At 72.6% G+C, this 18,852-nt stretch carries 17 protein-coding genes and 2 pseudogenes; 10 read left to right on the forward strand and 9 right to left on the reverse strand.

The genetic code is table 11. The annotated features are described in order from the left end of the window. The 5 genes from DFJ68_RS00005 to DFJ68_RS00025 all read left to right on the forward strand — a co-directional run. Window positions 1-1,484 (forward strand): putative Ig domain-containing protein (locus DFJ68_RS00005; protein ID WP_121029959.1); only part of this gene is annotated, 1,484 nt, incomplete at its 5' end. Between the two features lie 199 nt (window positions 1,485-1,683). Continuing rightward, window positions 1,684-2,631, forward strand: coding sequence for a sigma factor (locus DFJ68_RS00010; RefSeq protein ID WP_121029961.1), 948 nt, complete (start codon window positions 1,684-1,686; stop codon window positions 2,629-2,631). Continuing rightward, window positions 2,628-2,864 (forward strand): DUF1059 domain-containing protein, encoded by a 237-nt coding sequence (locus DFJ68_RS00015; RefSeq protein ID WP_121029963.1) that lies wholly within the window; start codon window positions 2,628-2,630, stop codon window positions 2,862-2,864. The genes DFJ68_RS00010 and DFJ68_RS00015 overlap by 4 nt, the downstream gene beginning before the upstream one ends. Before the next feature lie 110 nt (window positions 2,865-2,974). Then, window positions 2,975-3,538, forward strand: coding sequence for an adenylyl-sulfate kinase (locus DFJ68_RS00020; RefSeq protein ID WP_121029965.1), 564 nt, complete (start codon window positions 2,975-2,977; stop codon window positions 3,536-3,538). Next, window positions 3,535-4,122: a GNAT family N-acetyltransferase gene (locus DFJ68_RS00025; protein ID WP_121029968.1), complete on the forward strand. Its 588-nt coding sequence runs from the start codon at window positions 3,535-3,537 to the stop codon at window positions 4,120-4,122. Before DFJ68_RS00020 ends, DFJ68_RS00025 begins: the two co-directional genes overlap by 4 nt. Here the strand turns inward: DFJ68_RS00025 and DFJ68_RS00030 are convergent. The 8 genes and pseudogenes from DFJ68_RS00030 to DFJ68_RS00060 form a co-directional block, all read right to left on the reverse strand. Continuing rightward, window positions 4,115-4,774, reverse strand: a complete 660-nt coding sequence (locus DFJ68_RS00030) for a GyrI-like domain-containing protein (RefSeq protein WP_121029970.1) — start codon at window positions 4,772-4,774, stop codon at window positions 4,115-4,117. The two genes, DFJ68_RS00025 and DFJ68_RS00030, sit on opposite strands and share 8 nt — an antisense overlap. A gap of 1 nt (window position 4,775) precedes the next feature. Next, complete coding sequence (locus DFJ68_RS00035) at window positions 4,776-6,290, reverse strand: FGGY-family carbohydrate kinase (RefSeq protein ID WP_121029972.1); 1,515 nt, start codon at window positions 6,288-6,290, stop codon at window positions 4,776-4,778. A 217-nt stretch (window positions 6,291-6,507) separates the two neighbouring features. Then, the gene (locus DFJ68_RS00040) at window positions 6,508-7,770 is read right to left on the reverse strand and encodes a sugar ABC transporter permease (RefSeq protein WP_121029974.1); all 1,263 of its coding nucleotides are present in this window, start codon (window positions 7,768-7,770) and stop codon (window positions 6,508-6,510) included. Between the two features lie 134 nt (window positions 7,771-7,904). Beyond that, window positions 7,905-8,033 (reverse strand): annotated as a pseudogene (locus DFJ68_RS19045) (ATP-binding cassette domain-containing protein); the annotation flags it as partial. A 111-nt stretch (window positions 8,034-8,144) separates the two neighbouring features. Beyond that, a pseudogene (locus tag DFJ68_RS19050) lies at window positions 8,145-8,684 on the reverse strand (ATP-binding cassette domain-containing protein); the annotation flags it as partial. Between the two features lies 1 nt (window position 8,685). Further along, window positions 8,686-9,777, reverse strand: coding sequence for an ABC transporter substrate-binding protein (locus DFJ68_RS00050; protein ID WP_121029977.1), 1,092 nt, complete (start codon window positions 9,775-9,777; stop codon window positions 8,686-8,688). A 123-nt stretch (window positions 9,778-9,900) separates the two neighbouring features. Next, window positions 9,901-10,965, reverse strand: coding sequence for an alcohol dehydrogenase catalytic domain-containing protein (locus DFJ68_RS00055; protein ID WP_121029979.1), 1,065 nt, complete (start codon window positions 10,963-10,965; stop codon window positions 9,901-9,903). A 197-nt stretch (window positions 10,966-11,162) separates the two neighbouring features. After that, entirely contained in the window at window positions 11,163-12,140 is a 978-nt protein-coding gene (locus DFJ68_RS00060; RefSeq protein WP_121029981.1) for a sugar-binding transcriptional regulator, read from the reverse strand. A gap of 126 nt (window positions 12,141-12,266) precedes the next feature. On the opposite strand from DFJ68_RS00060, the gene DFJ68_RS00065 reads away from it, so the two are divergent. Beyond that, a complete protein-coding gene (locus DFJ68_RS00065) occupies window positions 12,267-13,727 on the forward strand; it encodes an APC family permease (protein WP_121029983.1) in 1,461 nt (486 codons plus the stop codon). Between the two features lie 10 nt (window positions 13,728-13,737). Here DFJ68_RS00065 and DFJ68_RS00070 read toward each other — a convergent pair whose 3' ends face one another. Then, entirely contained in the window at window positions 13,738-14,145 is a 408-nt protein-coding gene (locus DFJ68_RS00070) for a hypothetical protein (protein WP_121029985.1), read from the reverse strand. A gap of 335 nt (window positions 14,146-14,480) precedes the next feature. On the opposite strand from DFJ68_RS00070, the gene dnaK reads away from it, so the two are divergent. The 4 genes from dnaK (at window position 14,481) to DFJ68_RS00090 (ending at window position 18,805) form a co-directional block, all read left to right on the forward strand. Next, the gene (gene dnaK / locus DFJ68_RS00075) at window positions 14,481-16,391 is read left to right on the forward strand and encodes a molecular chaperone DnaK (RefSeq protein WP_121029987.1); all 1,911 of its coding nucleotides are present in this window, start codon (window positions 14,481-14,483) and stop codon (window positions 16,389-16,391) included. Beyond that, window positions 16,388-17,122, forward strand: coding sequence for a nucleotide exchange factor GrpE (locus tag DFJ68_RS00080; protein WP_245963352.1), 735 nt, complete (start codon window positions 16,388-16,390; stop codon window positions 17,120-17,122). Before dnaK ends, DFJ68_RS00080 begins: the two co-directional genes overlap by 4 nt. Window positions 17,123-17,268: 146 nt before the next feature. Beyond that, complete coding sequence (locus DFJ68_RS00085; RefSeq protein WP_121029989.1) at window positions 17,269-18,285, forward strand: DnaJ C-terminal domain-containing protein; 1,017 nt, start codon at window positions 17,269-17,271, stop codon at window positions 18,283-18,285. Window positions 18,286-18,346: 61 nt separating this feature from the next. Further along, entirely contained in the window at window positions 18,347-18,805 is a 459-nt protein-coding gene (locus DFJ68_RS00090) for a heat shock protein transcriptional repressor HspR (protein ID WP_121034923.1), read from the forward strand. Window positions 18,806-18,852 lie beyond the last annotated feature (47 nt).

Here is an 18,852-nt window from a genome sequence, read left to right on the forward strand (position 1 = left end):
GCTGGGCCGGTGAGGCCTCGCTCGACCTCGCGATGGTCTCGGCCGTCTGTCCGCGGTGCGGCATCACCCTCGTCGAGGCAGACACCCCGAGCGACGACCTCCTCGCGGCGGCCCGCACGGCCGCCCGGCTCGGCGGTCGGGTCGTGTCGATGAGCTGGGGACGCGCCGAGGGCACCGACGGCCCGTCCCTCGACGCCGAGTACCTCCGCAGCCGCGGCGTCGTCTACTCGGCCTCGACCGGTGACTTCGGCTACGGCGCGGGGGTCAGCTACCCGGCATCCTCGGGCGTGACCACGGCGGTCGGCGGCACGTCGCTGACCCGCGGCGGTGGGGGCACCCGCGGGTGGTCCGAGACGGCGTGGGCCGGCGCAGGATCGGGCTGCTCGGCCGCCGTGCCGCGCCCGGCGTGGCAGACGGTCCCGGATTCCGTGTGCCCCCGTCGCGCGGTCGCCGACGTCTCCGCCGTGGCCGACCCGCAGACCGGCGTCGCGGTCTACGACAGCTACGGAGGCGCGGGCGGCTGGGGCGTGTACGGCGGCACGAGCGCGTCGGCGCCGATCATCGCTGCCGCGTCCGCCGCTGCGGGCGCCCCCGACCCGGCTTCGCAGCCGGCGTCGTACCCGTGGGCGCACCGCTCCGCGTTCACCGACGTCACGTCCGGGTCGACCGGGGCGTGCGAACCCGGCGCCCTGTGCACCGCGGGCCCGGGCTGGGACGGCCCCACCGGTCTCGGCACCCCGGTGTCGCCGGCGGCCCTCGCCGCCCCGACGCCGGGTGACGTCGTCACGGTCGCCCAGCCCGCGGCGCAGACGTCGGTGGTCGGCACTCCGGTGCGGCTGGCGGTCGCGGCCAGCAGCCCCCGCTCGCGCGTCGTGGCGTGGCGGGCGGTCGACCTGCCCCAGGGGCTCACGGTCGACGACCGCACCGGCACCGTGAGCGGGCGTCCCACGGAGGCAGGCACGTTCGCGACGACGCTCGTCGCCCGTGACGCCACCGGGGCCACCGGCGTCGCCGCGGTGACGTGGGTGGTGAGCACGAGGGCCGGCGCTCGAGGCGTCGTCAACGGCGACTTCGAGTCGGGGTCCGGCGGCTGGGTCGCCGACCCGGGCGTCATCGTGGGCGACGGGCTGTACGCCCGTTCCGGCGACGGGTACGCGTGGCTCGGCGGCTACGGCGAGACCCACACCGACTCGCTGGCGCAGCAGGTCACGGTCCCGACCTCCGGCGACGCCACCCTGAGGTTCTGGCTGCGGGTCGCGAGCGAGGAGACCGACGGCCGGGCCCACGACCGCCTCCGCGTCACCGTCGACGGAACCCCGCTGCTGACCGTGAGCGACACCGCGGACGGAGGCGGCTACCGGCTGCAGGCCCTCGACCTGTCCGCCTACCGGGGGCGGACGGTGCGCCTGGCCTGGACGAGCACCGAGGACGACGACGGCCTGTCGACGACCTTCCTCGTCGACGACGTCTCGCTCACCCCCTGACCCCGTCGAGAGGCCACCCAGCCACCGTCGAGAGGCCACGTCCCGACACGCCACCGTTCGGCCCCCGCCCCGCTCGACCGTCGAGTGGCCACGTCCCGACACCCACGCGGGGATGTCGCCGGGCACGGTCGCCTGTCACACTTCCCTCGCGTCATCCGTCGTCGGAGCAGACGACGGCGGTGGCACCGGGAGGCACGGCATGGACACGACGGCGCCGTTCGAAGCCGAACGGGCGAGACTGCAGCGACTGGCCGCCCGCGTGCTCGGTGACGCGCACGAGGCCGACGACGTCGTGCAGCAGGCGTGGCTCCGGCTCTCGGGCACCAGCGCCGGCATCGAGAACCTGCCCGCCTGGCTCACGACGGTGACGACCCGCCTCTGCCTCGACCGCCTGCGGGCCCGTGTCCCCGAACCCGCGGGGCCCGACCGGGTGGTCGAGCTCGTCGAGACCGCCACGTCGGCTTCCGGGCACACGGGCAGCCCCGACCCGTTCGACGAGGTGGCCCTGGCCGACTCGGTCGGCGTCGCGCTGCAGGTCGTCCTCGACCGGCTCACCCCGCCCGAGCGGGTCGCCTTCGTCATGCACGACTCGTTCGGCTTCGAGTTCCCCGTCATCGCGGCCGCTCTGGACACCAGCCCGGCAGCCGCGCGCCAGCTCGCGTCGCGGGCCCGCGCGAAGGTGCGCCAACCGGCATCCGACGACGCGCTCGCGCAGTGGGAGGTCGTCGACGCGTTCATGGCGGCCGCCCGCGGCGGCGACTTCGAGCGGCTGCTCACCCTGCTCGCCCCGGATGCCGACGTGGTGGCCGACGCCGAGGCGGTGCAGGTGGGCACGCCGGGCGCCATCGAGGGCCGACGTCGCATCGCCGAGTTCTTCGACGGCAGTGCGCACGCCGCCCTGCCGGTGTTCGTCGGCGACCGCGCGGGCTACGCGTGGTTCGATCGAGGGCAGGCGCGGGTGCTGTTCGACTTCGACGTCGAGGACGGGCAGGTACGGCGCATCAGCTTCCGGGCGGAGCCGGGCACGCTCGCCCGGGTGGTCCGTCGGGAGGCGGACCGGAGACGGTGGACGACGGCTCGTCACACTCGCCGCCCGCTCGTCGTCGACACAGTGGAAGCACGAGACCGACACCAGGAGGAACGATGAAGACCATGACCTGCCACGACCTCGGCGGACCCTGCGACACGGCCCACCGCGGCGAGAGCGCCGACGACGTCATCCAGGCCCAGGACGCCCATCTCAAGGCGGCCCAGGAGTCGGGCGACGAGTCGCACCGTGAGGCGGCCGACGCCATGGCGGCGCGCTGGAAGGACCCGGCCGGCGGCATGGGGTGGTACCAGGACACCCAGCAGCGCTTCGCCGACCTGCCGGAGGACTGAGCGTCGGACTCAGCCGGCGCAGAGCTCGGCCGTGCGCGCGAGCACGGCCCGACCGGCATCCGGGCTGCGCCGTCCGAGCCCGCACGCGGCGCCTGTCTAGGGTGACGACCATGCCCGACGAGTCGACCGTGCGCCCGTGGCGCGTCATCGTGCTCACCGGGCCGGTGGGCGCAGGGAAGACGACGACTCTCGCAGCGTTGTCACGGCGGCTCGACCACGACGGCATCCGGCACGTCGCCCTCGACCTCGACGACGTGCGCCTCGTGTTCCCACGCCGTGACGACGACCCGTTCGCCATCGCCTTGGGGCTGGCCGACCTCGCCGCCATCGTGCCGAACGTGCGCGCCGAGGCGGTCGACCTCCTGGTGCTCGCCGACGTCGTCGAGCACCCGTCGGGGCGCGGTCGCTACGAGCGGGCCTGCCCCGGTGCGGACGTCGCGGTCGTGCGCCTGTCGGTGGGTGTCGAGCTCATGCGCGAGCGGCTCCGGGGTCGCGAGAGCGGCGAGACGGTCGACTGGTACCTCTCGCGGACGGCCGAGCTCGACGCGGCCATGGCGGCCGCCGGCGTGGGGGACGTCGTCGTGGAGGTCGGGCGGCGCACGCCCGACGAGGTGGCGCAGGACATCGTGACGCGGTGCCGGCTCGTCCCGGCTGCGTCCGAGGAGGTCCGGTGACGACGGGCAGCAGTCCGTGGCCCCGTGAGGCCGGCCCGCTGCTGCTGCGCGCGCCGCGCGTGGGCGACGCCGAGCAGGTGCTCCGGTTCCGCAACGACGCGGGCGTGAACCGCTTCATGGTGCACACCCACGTCGACCCCGACGACCTGCGCCGCGACCTCGTCGAGGCGGTGACGAGCCCGACCGACCACTCGTGCGTCGCCGAGCTGGCCGAGCGCGACGGGGAGGTCGTCGCCATCGGGTTCCTCGAGCTGCGGCGCGGCAGCGGTCAGCCTCGACCCGCGGCGCTCGAGGAGGCGCTCATCGGCTACGTCGTCGACCCGGTCCACGCCGGGCAGGGTGTCGGATCCGCGCTGGCGAGGGGTCTGCTCGACGCCGCGTTCGACCTCGGCGCGAGACGGGTGGTGGCGGCGTGCTTCGCCGACAACCCCGCATCTGTGCGCATCCTGGAGGGGCTCGGCATGCGGCGTGAGCGTCACGGGGTGCAGGCGTTGTGGCACGCGGAGCTCGGCTGGGTCGACGAGTACGAGTACGCGATGCTCGCGTCGGAACGGTCTGTGCCCCGGTCGCGCCCGCTCAGTTGACGACGGGGTTGCTTGCTACGTCGACGTGCTCGACCGACTGACGCAGGATCGTCCGCAACCGCTGGGGAGCCGAGCGCCGTGGGTCGCCGAGGTAGACCTCGTGGTGGTGCCCCGTGGGGCGTAGGCCGCGCGCCGGCAGTACCTCGTCGTGCAGCTGCGCGAGCACCGGACCCTCGTCGTCGTAGGGGCCGACGTGGAGGGTCTGCACGACGAGCCCTTCGTCGAGCGTGACGACCCGCAGGGCTTCGAGCGCGGGGCGCCGGCCCTTGGCCGCCGCGGCCGCGCACGCCTCGGCGACGTCGTCGTCGGTCAGCCAGTCGGGCACGAGGAGCAGCACCGTCCAGCGCCACGACGCCTTGTCGCGGCGGGTGGTGAAGACCGACGGGTCGTCGGCCCACCACTGGGCCTCGAGCGGCATGACGACGTGGTCCCGGCCGTACCGGGCCCGGCCGACGGCCTTGAGGGAGTAGGCGACCGGGTAGACCGTCGAGACGGCGTCGGCGTAGGCGGTCGACGTGTTCGGGTCACCCGCCCCGTCGACGGCGAGGTAACGGCGCGGGGGCAGCGTGACGAGGTCGAACCGGCCGTGCCGGGCGCGGTAGCCGACGAGCTCGCGCCGCAGGTCGACCTTGACGACCGGAGTCGGCGCCACGTCACCCTCGCCCGGCGGCGTCGTCCTCCTGCAGGGCCGCCAGGTGGTGCATCGCGTCGCGGGTCGCGGGGTACAGGCCGACGTACTGCTCGTACAGACCGTCGTAGAGGTCGCGTCGGGCGGGGTCGGGCTGCACCGTCCGCCCGGCCCGGGCCCAGTCGGTCGAGGGGTCGACGAGACCCGTCCCGATGGCGGCGAGCAGGGCGTCGCCGTAGCTCGCGCCGATGGCCTGGGCGGGCACGGTCTGCTCGCGGCCCGTGACGTCGCTGACGATCTGGGTCCACAGCCGACCCTGGGTCCCGCCACCGACGGCCACGACGCGGTCGACGGGGGAGTCCGGGCCGTCGAGGAACTCGAGGATCTGCCGGATGCCGTACGCGATCCCCTCGTAGACCGCTCGGAACAGCTCGGCCCGCCCGTGGGTCAGCGTCAGACCGAGCACCAGCCCCCGCGCCCGCGGGTCGAAGATCGGGGTGCGCTCGCCGGCGAAGTAGGGCAGCACGAGCAGGCCGTCGGAGCCGGGGGCGACGGCGGCCGCCTCCTCGACGAGCTGTTCGAAGGGGGCGTCGCCGGTGAGCCGCTGCACCCAGCCGGTGAGGCTGCCCGACGTCGACATACCGGCGGCCATGCTCGACGTGCCGGGCAGCACTCCGACCGTCGACCACAGCATCGGGTGCGGCTGCGGCGCGGTGACCTGCTGCACGAAGAACATCGTCGAGCCGTACATGAGCATGAGCTCGCCCGGCCGGCGGACACCCGCGCTGAAGGCCTCGGCCCACGCGTCGACCGTGCCGACCGACACCGGCGTGCCGACGGGCAGACCGGTCGCCTCCGCGCCTGCGGCGTGGACGTGGCCCACGACCTCGTGGGGCCAGGCCAGGCGGGGCATGGCGAGGTCGCCGACCACCTCGTCGCACCACGGGCGGTACCACTCGTGGGCGGCCATGTCGTAGAGCGGGTCGCACTGGCTCGCGGTGTGGTGGTCGAGCACGTACTCGCCGGTGAGGCGGGCGACGACGAAGGAGTTGGAGTTGAACCACCGCATCGTGCGCTCCCACGTCTGCGGCTCGTGCCGCCGCACCCACAGCGCCTTGGGTCCGACCGCCTGGCTCGACAGGGGGGTGCCGCCCACCTCGAGGATGCGGTCGGCGCCGAACCGGCCCTCCAGCTCGGTGATCTCGTCGCCGGCGCGGCTGTCGATGCCGTAGAGCACCGCCTTGCGCGTCGGCCGGAACTCGTCGTCGGTGGGCAGGAAGCACGGCCCCACGCCGCTGACGCAGAAGCCCTTGACCGCCCTGACGTCCCCGGCCGCGGAGACGGCGTCGACGAGCTCTCGGGTGACAGCGACGACGTCGCCCCACCAGACCTCGTCGGCGTCGACCTCAGCCCAGCCGGGCCGCGGGAGCTCGAGCCCGTGCGGTCGGGATGCCGTGTGCACGACCTGCCCGTCCGGTGTGGCGACCACGCCCTTGGTGCTGCCGGTCCCGATGTCGACGCCGATGACGAGCTCGGTCACTGGTCCTGCCTTCCTGTCGGAGGGAGCCGTTTCATCGTGGCACGGCGGGGTGGTCGGCGTCGGGGTCGCGAGCGCGGACGCGGCGGCGGCGGCGGCATCCGGGCGTCGCTCCGTCGCCGCCCCGCTGCCACGCTGGAGAGACAGACAGACAGACAGACGGACGGGCGGGCAGACGGACGGGCCCGGACACCCGACCCGGGCCCGTCCGCCGCTTCCGTCAGCCCTTGCCGTGGCTCGCGCGGGAGCGGCGCGCGACCGAGTCGAGGGCGACGGCGAGCAGCAGCACCGCGCCGGTGACCATGAAGCGGTAGCCGCTGCTGAGGTCGAGCAGGGTGAGGCCGCTCGTGATCGAGGTGATGACGATGATGCCGACGAGCGCCGCCCACGCCGAGCCGCGACCACCGAAGAGGCTCGTGCCACCGATGACGGCGGCCGCGATGGCGTTGAGGTTGACGTCGCCGGTGCCGGTCGCCGGGGTGGCCGAGCCGAGCCGGGCGGCGGCGAGGACGCCGCCGAGCGCCGCGAGCACGGAGCAGACGACGAAGCCCCAGCCGTAGACCCGCCCGACGTTGATGCCCGACCGTCGAGCGGCCTCGGCGTTGCCCCCGACCGCGAAGATCGAGCGCCCCCACTGCGTGCGGGTGAGCAGGTAGTTCGACACCACGATGAGGGCGAGGAACATCGCGAACATCCAGCCGATGCCACGGTCGCGGTTGAGGTACCACGCCGCGAAGCCGAGCCCGACGAGCAGCACCGCACTGCGGGCCGCGAGGCCCTGCAGCGACGGTGCGGACAGACCGGCGGCCCGCCGCGTGCGCGCGGTGAGGTAGCCGGTGACGAACACGGCAGTCGCCGCCACGACCACGAGGACGTAGCTGACGGCATCCGGCATGAAGGAGACCTGCGCGAAGCGGACGAGGCCCGAGTCGAAGGGCAGGTTGACCGAGCCCTGCTCACCGAGCATCCACAGCTGCACGCCGAGGAAGGCGAGCAGACCCGCCAGCGTGATGACGAAGCTCGGCACTCCGAAGCGGTTGAACATCACCGTGTAGACGAGGCCGACGACGATGCCGAGGGCGAGCGCGGCCGCGATGCTGACGACGGCCGGGAAACCCTTGAGCACGAACAGGGTCGCCACGCTCGCGGCCGACAGCCCGCTCACCGAGCCGACCGACAGGTCGATCTGCCCGAGCAGCAGGACGAAGACGATGCCGAGGGCGATGACGCCGGTCGAGACCGACTCGAGGGTGAGGTTGACGAGGTTGGCGCTCGAGAGGAACACCGGGTTGAGCACCTGGAACGTCGTCCAGATGACGACGATGCCGATGATGACGGGCAGCAGGCCGAGGTCGCCGCCGCGGAAGCGGTCGACCCAGCTCTGCACCCAGCCGCCCAGGCCCTCGCGGGACTGGAGCCGCTCGTCGAGCCGGTCGGACGCGACCGGAGAGCTGGTCGGTGCCTTCGGAGGTGCGGTGGTCATGCCCTCGTCTCCTCGTTCGTCATGGGGGTCGGGTCGGTCTCGGGGGACGTGGCCGCGTCGCCGTCGCCGTCCGCCGACGAGGCGGATGCCGGGTGGTCCGCCGGGGCGGTCGGCGTCCGCTTCGACGCGCGTTGCGTCACGGCGTTGTCGGTGGCCCCGGTGATGGCGGCGATGATGTCCTCGGCGCTGACGTCGGCGACCCGGAAGACGCCGTTGTTGCGGCCGAGGCGGAGCACCGCCACCGTGTCGGCGACGGCGAGGACGTCGGCCATGTTGTGGCTGATCATGACGACGCCGTGGCCGTTCTCGCGCAGCCGCTCGACGAGGTTCAGGACCTCGGCCGTCTGGGCGACGCCGAGGGCGGCCGTCGGCTCGTCGAGGATGATGACCTTGGGGTCACCGAGCAGCGACCGTGCGATCGCCACGGTCTGGCGCTGCCCGCCCGACAGCGAGGCGATCGGGATGCGGACCGTGGGGATCTTGGCCGACAGCTGCCGGAGCAGCTCCCACGCCTTGATCTCCATGCCCACCTCGTCGAGCCGACCCGGTCGCAGCTCGCGGCCGAGGAAGAGGTTCTCGACGACGTTGAGGTTCTCGCACAGCGCGAGGTCCTGGTAGACGGTCGCGATGCCGAGCTCCTGGGCGTCGGCGGGGGAAGTGATGCGCACCGGGCGTCCCTCGAACGTGATGGTGCCGGAGTCGGCGGAGTGGACGCCGGCGAGCACCTTGACGAGGGTCGACTTGCCGGCGCCGTTGTCACCGACGAGGGCGAGGACCTCTCCTCGGTGCACCGTCAGGTCGATGTCCGTCAGGGCGGCGACGGCGCCGAAGTGCTTCGTGACGCCCTCGAGAGCGAGCACCTCCGCACCCTCGTGGGCGGCCGTCGCCGCGGGGGTCGTGACCTGGGCCGTCACGTCACTTGATCCCGAGCTCGGTGCACCCGGCCGCGTAGGCGCCGGTGCAGGCCTGCGACGCCTTCATGATGCCGCTGTCGAAGAGGACCTTCTTGATGTTCTCCTTCGTGACGACCTCGGGGACGAACAGCTCTGCGGGGGTGTCGAACACGGTCGCCTTGCTCTCGGGTGCCTTGCCCTGCAGCAGCGAGTAGGCGCTCTCGGCCGCCGCCTCGGCGACGATCTTGATCGGCTTGGAGATGGTGTTGAACTGGTCGCCGCTGATGATGCGCTGCGCCGCGGCGAGCTCGGCGTCGTTGCCCGTCACCGGCGGGACCTTGGTGCCGGCCGCCTTGAAGGCGGCGATGGCGCCACCGCCCGTGCCGTCGTTCGCCGCGACGACGCCGACGATCTTCGACCCGAAGCGGGTGATCTGCCCGGCGGTCCACTCCTGGGCCTTGGCCGGCTGCCAGTTGGGGGTGTCGTACTCGGCGAGCAGCGTGAACCCGCTCGTGTCGACGGAGCTGTGGACGCCCTTCTTGATGAGGCCGGCGGCGGCGTCGGTCGGGGAGCCGTTGATCTCGAGGATGCCGCCCTGGGCGTTCGTCTTCTTGAGCTGCTCGACGAGGCTCGTGGCGATGAGGTTGCCGATCTTCTCGTTGTCGAACGAGACGTAGAAGTCGGCCTTGGCCTGCGTGCTCGGCCGGTCGTAGGCGATGACCTTCGCGCCCTGCGACTGCGCGGCCTGCACCGTCGAGGCGACACCGGCAGAGTCGACCGGGTCGATGACGAGGACCTTGGCTCCCTGTGCGAGTGCCGAGTTCGCTTGCTGCTGCTGCTTGCTCGCGTCGGAGTCGGCGTTCTGGTAGATGACGGTGCAGCTGGGGCACAGCTCCTTCATCTTCGCCTCGAAGAGCGGCTTGTCCTGCAGCTCGTAACGGGTCGAGGCGAGGTCGGGCATGAGGAAGGCGACCTTGGCGTTCTCGACGGCGCCCCCACCGACGACGGAGCTGCCGGAGGAGGGTTCGCCCTGGCTCTCGCACGCGGCCAGGGCGAGGGCGGAGGTGAGCGCGGCGACGGCGAACGTGGCGCGGCGGCGGGTGGTGGTCGACATCTGGATCTCCTTGGTGAGCGGTGCGGGTGTGGCCGTTCGGTCGGGGGCGTGCCGGGATGGCCGCGCGTCGGCGGCGGGGCACGGAGGGGTGTGTGCAGGTCGAGGGGGGCGGTGCGCGGTGGGTCAGCCCGGGATGAGGGCGACCTTGATGGAGGCGGTGCCGTCGCCGACGAGGTCGAGGCCCCGCTGGAACTCGCTGAGCGGCAGCTCGTGGGTGACGATGTCGGCGAGCGGGAGCCGGCCCGACTCGAGCATGCGGGCCGCGGCCGGCCAGCAGTGCGGGCCGAGGTGGGCGCCGCGGACGTCGAGCTCCTTGTCGTCGCTGATGATCGTCCAGTCGACGGTGACGTCGGACCCGAAGACGCTGTACTCGACGAAGGTGCCCATCTTGCGCAGCAGGGTCAGCCCCTGGAGCACCGCGCTCGGGTGCCCGCTGCCCTCGAGGTAGACGTCGGCGCCGAGGCCGTCGGTGAGGGCGTGCACGGCGGCGACGACGTCGTCGCGGGCGATGTTGACGGTGTGGGTCGCCCCGCACCTGCGGGCCAGATCGAGCTTGTGGTCGGCCGAGTCGAGAGCGACGACCGCGGCGGGGGAGGTGGCAGCGGCACCGGCCACCATGCCGAGCCCGATGGGTCCGCATCCCGCGACGACCACGACGTCACCGAACCGGATGCCGGCTCGCTCTACCGCGTGGAGGGCGCAGCTGAGGGGCTCGATGAAGGCGGCGTGCGCGGGCGGCAGGTCGCCGGGCACCCGGTGCACGAGGGCGTCGGCCGGGAAGACCATGTACTGCGCCATGGCGCCGGGGGTGCGCCGCTTGAAGCCGTAGATGTCGTGGGGCGCGCACATCCAGTAGGCCCCGCGCTTGCAGTACGCGCACTGCCAGCACGGCACGATCTGCTCCGACGTCACGCGGTCGCCGACCGCGATGCCCCAGCGGGCGGCCGCCTCGTCGTCGAGCTGCTCCACCCGACCGACGAACTCGTGACCGGGGATGACCTCGGTCTCGGCCCAGGCCGCGCGCGACTCGTCGCCCCAGAACTTCGCGGCGCCGTGGTAGCACTTGAGGTCGCTGGCGCAGATGCCGACCGCCTCGACGCGGACGAGGGCCTCGCCGGGCCCGGGGACCGGGACGGGCACGGTCTCGAGGGCGTAGCGCTCCGGTCCGTGGTTGACGACCGCCTGCATCGTCCGGGGGATCGTGCTTGGGCCCGAGGGTGTGGCTTCCCGGGTGCCGGGGCCGGCCGTGGTGGCCGGTGCGGCTGGTGCGCTCATCCGGAAACTCCTTCGTCTCCTGCGGCGACGTGGCGTCGTCACCGTCGAGCCCACCCTACGATCCGTCTGAACCATTGTCCAGAACCAATGTTCAGCGGTTGTTGTTCGCGTCAGCGGACGGCGGCCGCCTGCTCGACCAGCATGCGCGCGGTGGCGGCGTCGGTGACGAGCTGGTTGAGGTACCCGCCGCGGACCGCGGCGACGATGCTCGCGACCTTCTCGGGGCCGGCGGCGACGGCGATGGCCGCTGGCATCGCCGTGAGCTGCTGGGGGGTGATGGCGACGAGGCGCTCGGCCCCCTCGTAGGGGACGGGCTCGCCGGCGCCGTCGAAGAAGCGGGAGCAGACGTCGCCGACGCTGGCCGTGAGGGCCCGCTGCTCGCGCGGGAAGAAGGCGGCGCGCTGCGACCGCAGCAGCGGCGGGGCGCCGACGCCGATCAGGGCGGCCTTGGCGGTGTCCCACAGGCCGGTGACGCGCTTGAACGACGGCTCGAGCTTTAGGGACTCGCTGAGCAGGGCGCTCGGCAGCGCCGGGGCGAAGAGGTAGTGCGCCCGGCCGCCGACTCGCTGGGCGTAGAGGCGGGTCAGCTCGTTCGTCTGCCACCACGGCTCGGGCTCGTCGAGCCCGCCGACCATGGGGGCGACGTCGACGCCGGGGCGGGGGGAGAGGTCCTGCTGGACCACCTCGTACAGGGTCTGCCCCGACGAGATGAGCAGGGCGTCGCCCGTCTGGAGGTCGGCCTCGTCGAGCGCGCGGTTGACGCCGGAGGCGAGGCGGGCCCCGACCGAGGCGACGTTGCTGCCGGTCGAGACGAAGACGCGCTTGATGCCGAGGGCCGTGGCGCACTGCTCCTCGAGCTCTGCGGCGCCCTCGCCCTGCGGGCGGTGCACCCGGATCTCGACGATCCCCCGACGCCGCGCCTCCGACAGCAGTCGGCTGACGGTGGGGCGGCTGACACCGAGCGACTCGGCGATCTGCACCTGGTTCTGCTCGCCGACGTAGTACGCGTTGGCGGCCCGGAACATCAGGTCGTCGGAGAAGCGGCTGCCGGTCCCCGTCGGCTCCGAGTGCTGGCCGAGCTGGCTCATCGCTCCCCCTTGTGCCCGTGAACGGATGAACACTAGTGCAGTTCATCCGTTCCGTGATAGATCCCTGCGGTGCTGCCGCCACGGCCACGACCGGTTGACCCTTTCACAGCCGGGTAAGGCCTTCGGATGGCCGCCCCTGACACGCCCGACACCGAGAACGTCCGCGACACCGCCGTCGGCGACCACTCGGAGACGGGTGGGCCGCGGTCGCTGCGGCGCAGGGTCACCACCCCTCTCCTGCTCGTCTTCGTCCTGGGCGACGTGCTCGGGGCCGGCATCTACGCCCTCGTCGGCACTCTCGAGGCCGAGGTCGGCGGGGCGGTCTGGCTCCCCCTCGTCATCGCCCTGCTGCTCGCGCTGCTCACCGCCGGCAGCTACGCCGAGCTGGTGACGAAGTACCCGCGGTCAGGCGCCTCGGCCGTCTTCGTCCAGCGCGCGTTCGGGCGCCCGGTGCTCTCGTTCCTCGTCGGGTTCGCCATGCTCGGCGCCGGACTCACGTCCGCCGCCGCCCTCGCCACCGCGTTCGCCGGCGAGTACCTGCAAGAGCTCGTCGCCACTCCCGAGGTGCCGACCGCCATCGTCTTCCTCGTGCTCGTCGCCCTCGTCAACGCGCGCGGCATCAGCGAGTCGCTGCGGGCCAACATCGTCATGACGCTCGTCGAGCTCACCGGGCTCGTGCTCGTCGTCGTCGCGGCCGTCGTGCTGCTCGGCTCGGGCGGCGGCGACGTCTCGAGGGTCACCGACCTGTCGACGGCCGGGGAGGGCACAGCTCTCTGGTCGGCCCTCGGCGGGGCCGTCTTCCTCGCCTTCTACTCCTACGTCGGCTTCGAGACGTCGGCCAACATCGCGGAGGAGACCGTCGACCCCCGCCGGTCCTACCCCACGGCGCTGCTCGGCGGCGTCGCCATCGCGGGGGTCGCGTACCTCGTCGTCGGGCTCGCGGTGTCGGCGTCGCTGCCGGCCGACCGTGCGGCATCCGGCGACGGCCCCTTCCTCGAGATCATGGCCGTGTCCCCGCTCTCGGTGCCGGGCGGGCTGTTCTCCGTCATCGCGCTGGTCGCCATCGCGAACGGCGCCCTGCTGACGATGATCATGGCCTCCCGCCTCGCCTACGGCATGGCGACGGAGGGGCTGCTCCCCTCGCCCCTCGCTGCGGTGCTGCCGGGTCGGCGCACGCCGGGGGCAGCCATCGCCGCGACGACGCTCGTCGCCGTCGTGCTCCTGCTCACCGGCGGCCTCGAGGCCCCGGCGTCGACGACCGTGCTGCTCCTGCTCGTCGTCTTCTTCTTCGTCAACGTCTGCGTGCTCGTCCTGCGCCGCGAGGGCAAGAGCCCGCTCGCCGCCCAAGAGGAGGTCGACGACACCCACGGCACGGACACGGATGTCGGGGCCGGGCGGGGTGACCGCGACCACTTCCGGATCCCCACCGTGCTGCCGGTGCTCGGAGCGGCGTCGTGCGTCGTGCTCGCCACCCAGCAGGAGGCCGAGAGCTACCTGCGGGCGGCGCTCGTGCTGCTCGTCGGGCTCGCCCTCTACGGGGTCCAGGCGCTCGCCCGGCGCCGCGACCGCACCCCCGGCGCCGCGTAGCAGGCGGCTGTCAGCGCAGGTGCTCGAACGAGTCCTCGCCGACGCGCCAGCACATCCACTCACCCGGATGCCGCGAGCCGGGTTCGGGGCGGAGCGTCAGCACCGCGACCTCGACGTGCACCTCGTCGCGGGTCGGGTCGATGTGGATCTCGCCGGTGTCGAACGTGATGCGCAGACCGTCGCCGGCGCGCTCCGACGTCGAGGTGACGGTCGCACCGCACAGGTGGCGCAGGCTGTCGGCGTAGCCGAGGTCGACGGCCGTCCACGTGCGGTCGACGTGGGTGACCCGCGGCCAGGCGTCGACGTTCATGTCGGCCGCGTCGAACTGCAGCTGCAGGTAGTCGTCGAGCACGAACGTCACCGCCACGAGGCGGTCACCGACGAGGCGCGACAGCAGGGCGTTCGGCACGTACGTCATCGGGACCTCCTGCCTCAGACGCTACCGACCCGCGGACGTCCCGGCGCCGGAGTTCCCGGGCCGAGGCCCGGGTTCGGGGGTCGTGAAGAGAACGAGCCCCCAGAGGGGCCGGAACCCTTCACCACCGTCGCTCACGACTCAGCCACCCGGCATCCGACGCCCGAAAATCGCCTCGGCGACCGGGAACACCACCATCCGTCCCAGAGTTGAGTCTGGTGAGCGCAAGATTTGAGAGCGTCACTTTGACAAGACCGGTGACGCGAGGCAGATTGAGCGGCAAGCACCACGGACCACAGACCTGATCACAGCAGGACCCGAGCACCAAGGAGTCACCCATGGCACGTGCGGTCGGAATCGACCTCGGAACCACCAACTCGGCCGTCTCCGTCCTGGAGGGCGGCGAGCCGACGATCATCAGCAACGCCGAGGGTGGGCGCACCACCCCGTCGGTCGTCGCGTTCAGCAAGAACGGCGAGGTCCTCGTCGGCGAGGTCGCCAAGCGCCAGGCCGTCACCAACGTCGACCGCACGATCCGCTCGGTCAAGCGCCACATGGGCACGAGCTGGAAGTCCGACGACATCGACGGCAAGAAGTACTCCGCCCAGGAGATCAGCGCCCGCACGCTGCAGAAGCTGAAGCGCGACGCCGAGAGCTACCTCGGTGAGACCGTCACCGACGCCGTCATCACCGTCCCCGCCTACTTCGACGACGCCGAGCGTCAGGCCACCAAGGAGGCCGGTGAGATCGCGGGCCTCAACGTCCTGCGCATCGTCAACGAGCCCACTGCGGCCGCGCTCGCCTACGGCCTCGACAAGGGCAAGGAGGACGAGCTCATCCTCGTCTTCGACCTCGGTGGCGGCACGTTCGACGTGTCCCTCCTCGAGGTCGGCAAGGACGCCGAGGACGGCTTCGCCACGATCCAGGTGCGCGCCACCAACGGTGACAACCACCTCGGTGGCGACGACTGGGACGACGTCATCGTCCAGCACCTCATCACCCAGGTGAAGAACAAGACGGGTCAGGACCTGTCCAAGGACAAGATCGCGATGCAGCGCCTGCGTGACGAGGCCGAGCGCGCCAAGAAGGAGCTCTCGACCGCGACGAGCACCAACATCTCGGCGCAGTACATCTCGATGACGCCCGAGGGCCCGATCCACCTCGACGAGAACCTCACCCGCGCGCAGTTCGAGCAGATGACCAAGTCGCTGCTCGACCGCACGAAGGCCCCGTTCAAGAAGGTCATCGAGGATGCCGGGATCAGCGTCGGCGACATCAACCACGTCGTGCTCGTGGGTGGGTCCACCCGCATGCCGGCCGTCACCGCCCTCGTCAAGGAGCTGACCGGCGGCAAGGAGCCCAACAAGGGCGTCAACCCCGACGAGGTCGTCGCCATGGGCGCCAGCCTGCAGGCCGGTGTCCTCAAGGGCGAGCGCAAGGACGTCCTGCTCATCGACGTCACGCCCCTGTCGCTCGGCATCGAGACCAAGGGCGGCCTGATGACCAAGCTCATCGAGCGCAACACGGCCATCCCGACCAAGCGCAGCGAGATCTTCTCGACCGCCGACGACAACCAGCCGTCGGTTCTCATCCAGGTCTTCCAGGGTGAGCGCGAGATCGCCCAGCACAACAAGTCGCTCGGCACCTTCGAGCTGACCGGCATCGCGCCGGCCCGCCGCGGCGTGCCGAAGATCGAGGTCACCTTCGACATCGACGCCAACGGCATCGTCAACGTCAGTGCCAAGGACCAGGGCACCGGCAAGGAGCAGAAGATGACGATCACCGGCGGCTCGGCCCTGAGCAAGGACGAGATCGACCGCATGGTCAAGGACGCCGAGGCCCACGCCGAGGAGGATGCCAACCGCCGTGAGCAGGCCGAGCTGAAGAACCAGGCCGAGCAGCTCGTCTTCTCGACCGAGAGCTTCCTCAGCGAGTCGGGCGACAAGATCCCCGCCGACGTCAAGACGCCGGTCGAGGAGTCGCTCGCCGACCTGCGGGCCGCGATCGTCGACGGTGCCGACACGAGCACCGACGACCTCAAGGCCAAGATCGAGGACCTCAACACGAAGTCGCAGGCCATGGGCCAGGCCGTCTACGCCGCCGAGCAGGCGCAGGGCGCCTCCGCCGGCGCCGACGACGCGCAGGGCGCCCCGACCGGTGACGCCGGCAGCGCGAACGGCTCGGCCGACGACGACGTCGTCGACGCCGAGGTGGTCGACGACGACGAGACCACCAAGGACGCCAAGTGACCGACGCCGAGAACGTGACCCCGGGGGCCGGCGGCGACGCCGGCGCCCCGGGGGGCGTCCCCGAGACGGGCCGGTCGTCGGATGCCGGTCAGCGCGGTCCCCAGGGCCAGGCGCCTCACGCGTCGGGCACGACGGACTCGGCTGGCCGTGGCCGCCACGAGTACGCCGACGGTGGCGCGGGCGCCTCGTCCGAGCCCGGTGGTGAGGACGAGTTCGACCACACCGCAGGAGGTTCGGGCAGCCCGACTGGCTCGGCCGGCTCGGACGCCCCGGTCGACTCGGCCGAGGCTGCCATCGCCGACGAGGACGCCCTGGCGTCGTCGTACCTCGCCGACCTCCAGCGGCTGCAGGCCGAGTACGTCAACTACAAGAAGCGGGTCGACCGCGACCGCGAGGTCATCCGCACGACCGCGGTCGGCAGCGTCGTCGAGGCGCTGCTGCCGGTGCTCGACGACATCCACATGGCCCGTCAGGCCGGTGACCTCGCCGACGGCCCGTTCGCCTCGATCTCCGACAAGCTCGAGTCGATCCTCGGCCGCTACGGCGTCGAGCGGCTCGGCGAGGCGGGGCAGGAGTTCGACCCCAACGTGCACGAGGCCCTCATGCACGTCGAGGCCGAGCTGCCCGAGGGCTCGACCGGGACGACCGTCGTGCAGGTGCTGCAGCCGGGCTACCGCATCGGTGAGCGCCTCGTGCGCGCCGCGCGCGTGTCCGTCGCCGACCCCGTCTGAGACGACACGACACCGGACGCCGCGGGGCCACACAGCCGGCCCCGCGGCATCCGGCACCATGAGAGCGACGCGCACCGTCACCGGACGGGCGCGGGCGACGCACCCGTCGCCGACACCGGACCGACACCCGAGGGAGGTGCGAGCAGATGGCTAGCCAGGACTGGTTCGAGAAGGACTTCTACGCGACTCTGGGCGTGCCGAGCGACGCCGACGCGACGACGATCAAAAAGACGTACCGCAAGCTCGCCCGCACCATGCACCCCGACCACAACGTCGGCGACCCCAAGGCGGAGGCGCGCTTCAAGGAGATCGGCGAGGCGTACGCCGTCCTGTCCGACCCCGAGCAGCGGCGTGAGTACGACGCCGTGCGGGCCATGTCGGGCGGCGGCGCCCGCTTCACCGCCGGTGGTCCCGGCGGGGGCGGTGCGGGGTTCGAGGACATCTTCAGCGCCTTCGGCGGTGCCGGTGGCCCGGGCGGCCCCGGCGGCCGGGTGCCCTTCGGCGCCGGAGGCGGCGGCCAGCCCAACATCGAGGACATCCTCGGCCAGATGTTCGGTGGCGGTGGCGCCGCTCCAGGCGGCTTCGGGGGCTTCGGCTCCACCGCCGGGCCGCGACCCGGCGCTGACGTGCAGGCCTCGACGACCATCCCCTTCCGCGACGCTGTCGAGGGCTCGACGGTCAGCCTCAGCTCTCCCGAGCTCGGGCGCGTCACGGCCCGCATCCCGTCCGGTGTCAAGGACGGCCAGCGGATCCGACTGCGCGGCAAGGGCCGTCAGGGCGACCCCGGCTCGACGCCCGGCGACCTCATCCTCACCGTCTCGGTCGAACGTCACCCCGTCTTCGGGCGCGACGGCGACAACCTCACCGTCGACCTGCCCGTGACCTTCGCCGAGGCCGCCCTCGGCGCCACGGTCGCCGTGCCGAGCCTCGACGGCACGAGCGTCAAGGTCAAGGTCGCCCCCGGCACGCCGAGCGGGAGGGTGCTGCGGCTCAAGGGCCGCGGCGTCACGCGCGGCGGCTCGACCGGCGACCTGCTCGCGAGGGTGCAGGTCGTCGTGCCGCAGCGACTCACCGACGAGGCCCGCGAGGCCATCGAGAAGATGGCGGCCGCCGAGGGTGACGTCGACCCGCGCGCCGACCTCTTCGAGCGCGCCCGCACCTGAGCGGGCGACCACCCGACACCGCACCACCCACCAGACCGGCCCCGACAGGAGAGTGACCGACATGGCCCACGACGACAGCACGCCCGTCTTCGTCATCTCCGTCGCCGCCGAGCTCGCCGGCATGCACGCGCAGACGCTGCGCCAGTACGACCGGCTCGGGCTCGTCTCGCCGTCGCGCACCCGTGGCGGTGGACGCCGCTACAGCAGCCGCGACGTCGCCCTGCTCCGTGAGGTGCAGCGCCTCTCGCAGGAGGGTGTGTCGCTCGCCGGCATCCAGCGCATCCTCGACCTCGAGGACCACGTCGCCGCCCTGCAGGCGCGGGTGCACGAGCTGACCCAGGAGCGCGACGCCGCGCAGGCGGCCCTCTCGACGGCGGCCCGCGTGTTCGCCGTCGGGCCGCAGGGCGAGGTCGTCACGGTGCGCCCCGGGCAGCGCCCTCCCCGGCCGCTCGCGTCGCAGGCCCTCGTCGTGTGGCGGCCCAACCGCCCCGCACGGCCCCAGCGCCCGACCGGCGCCTGAGACCCGGCGCTGGCAGGCGCAGGCAGGCGCAGGCGGGCGTGAGCTTG

Source organism: Terracoccus luteus, assembly GCF_003635045.1.
Taxonomy (GTDB): domain Bacteria; phylum Actinomycetota; class Actinomycetes; order Actinomycetales; family Dermatophilaceae; genus Terracoccus; species Terracoccus luteus.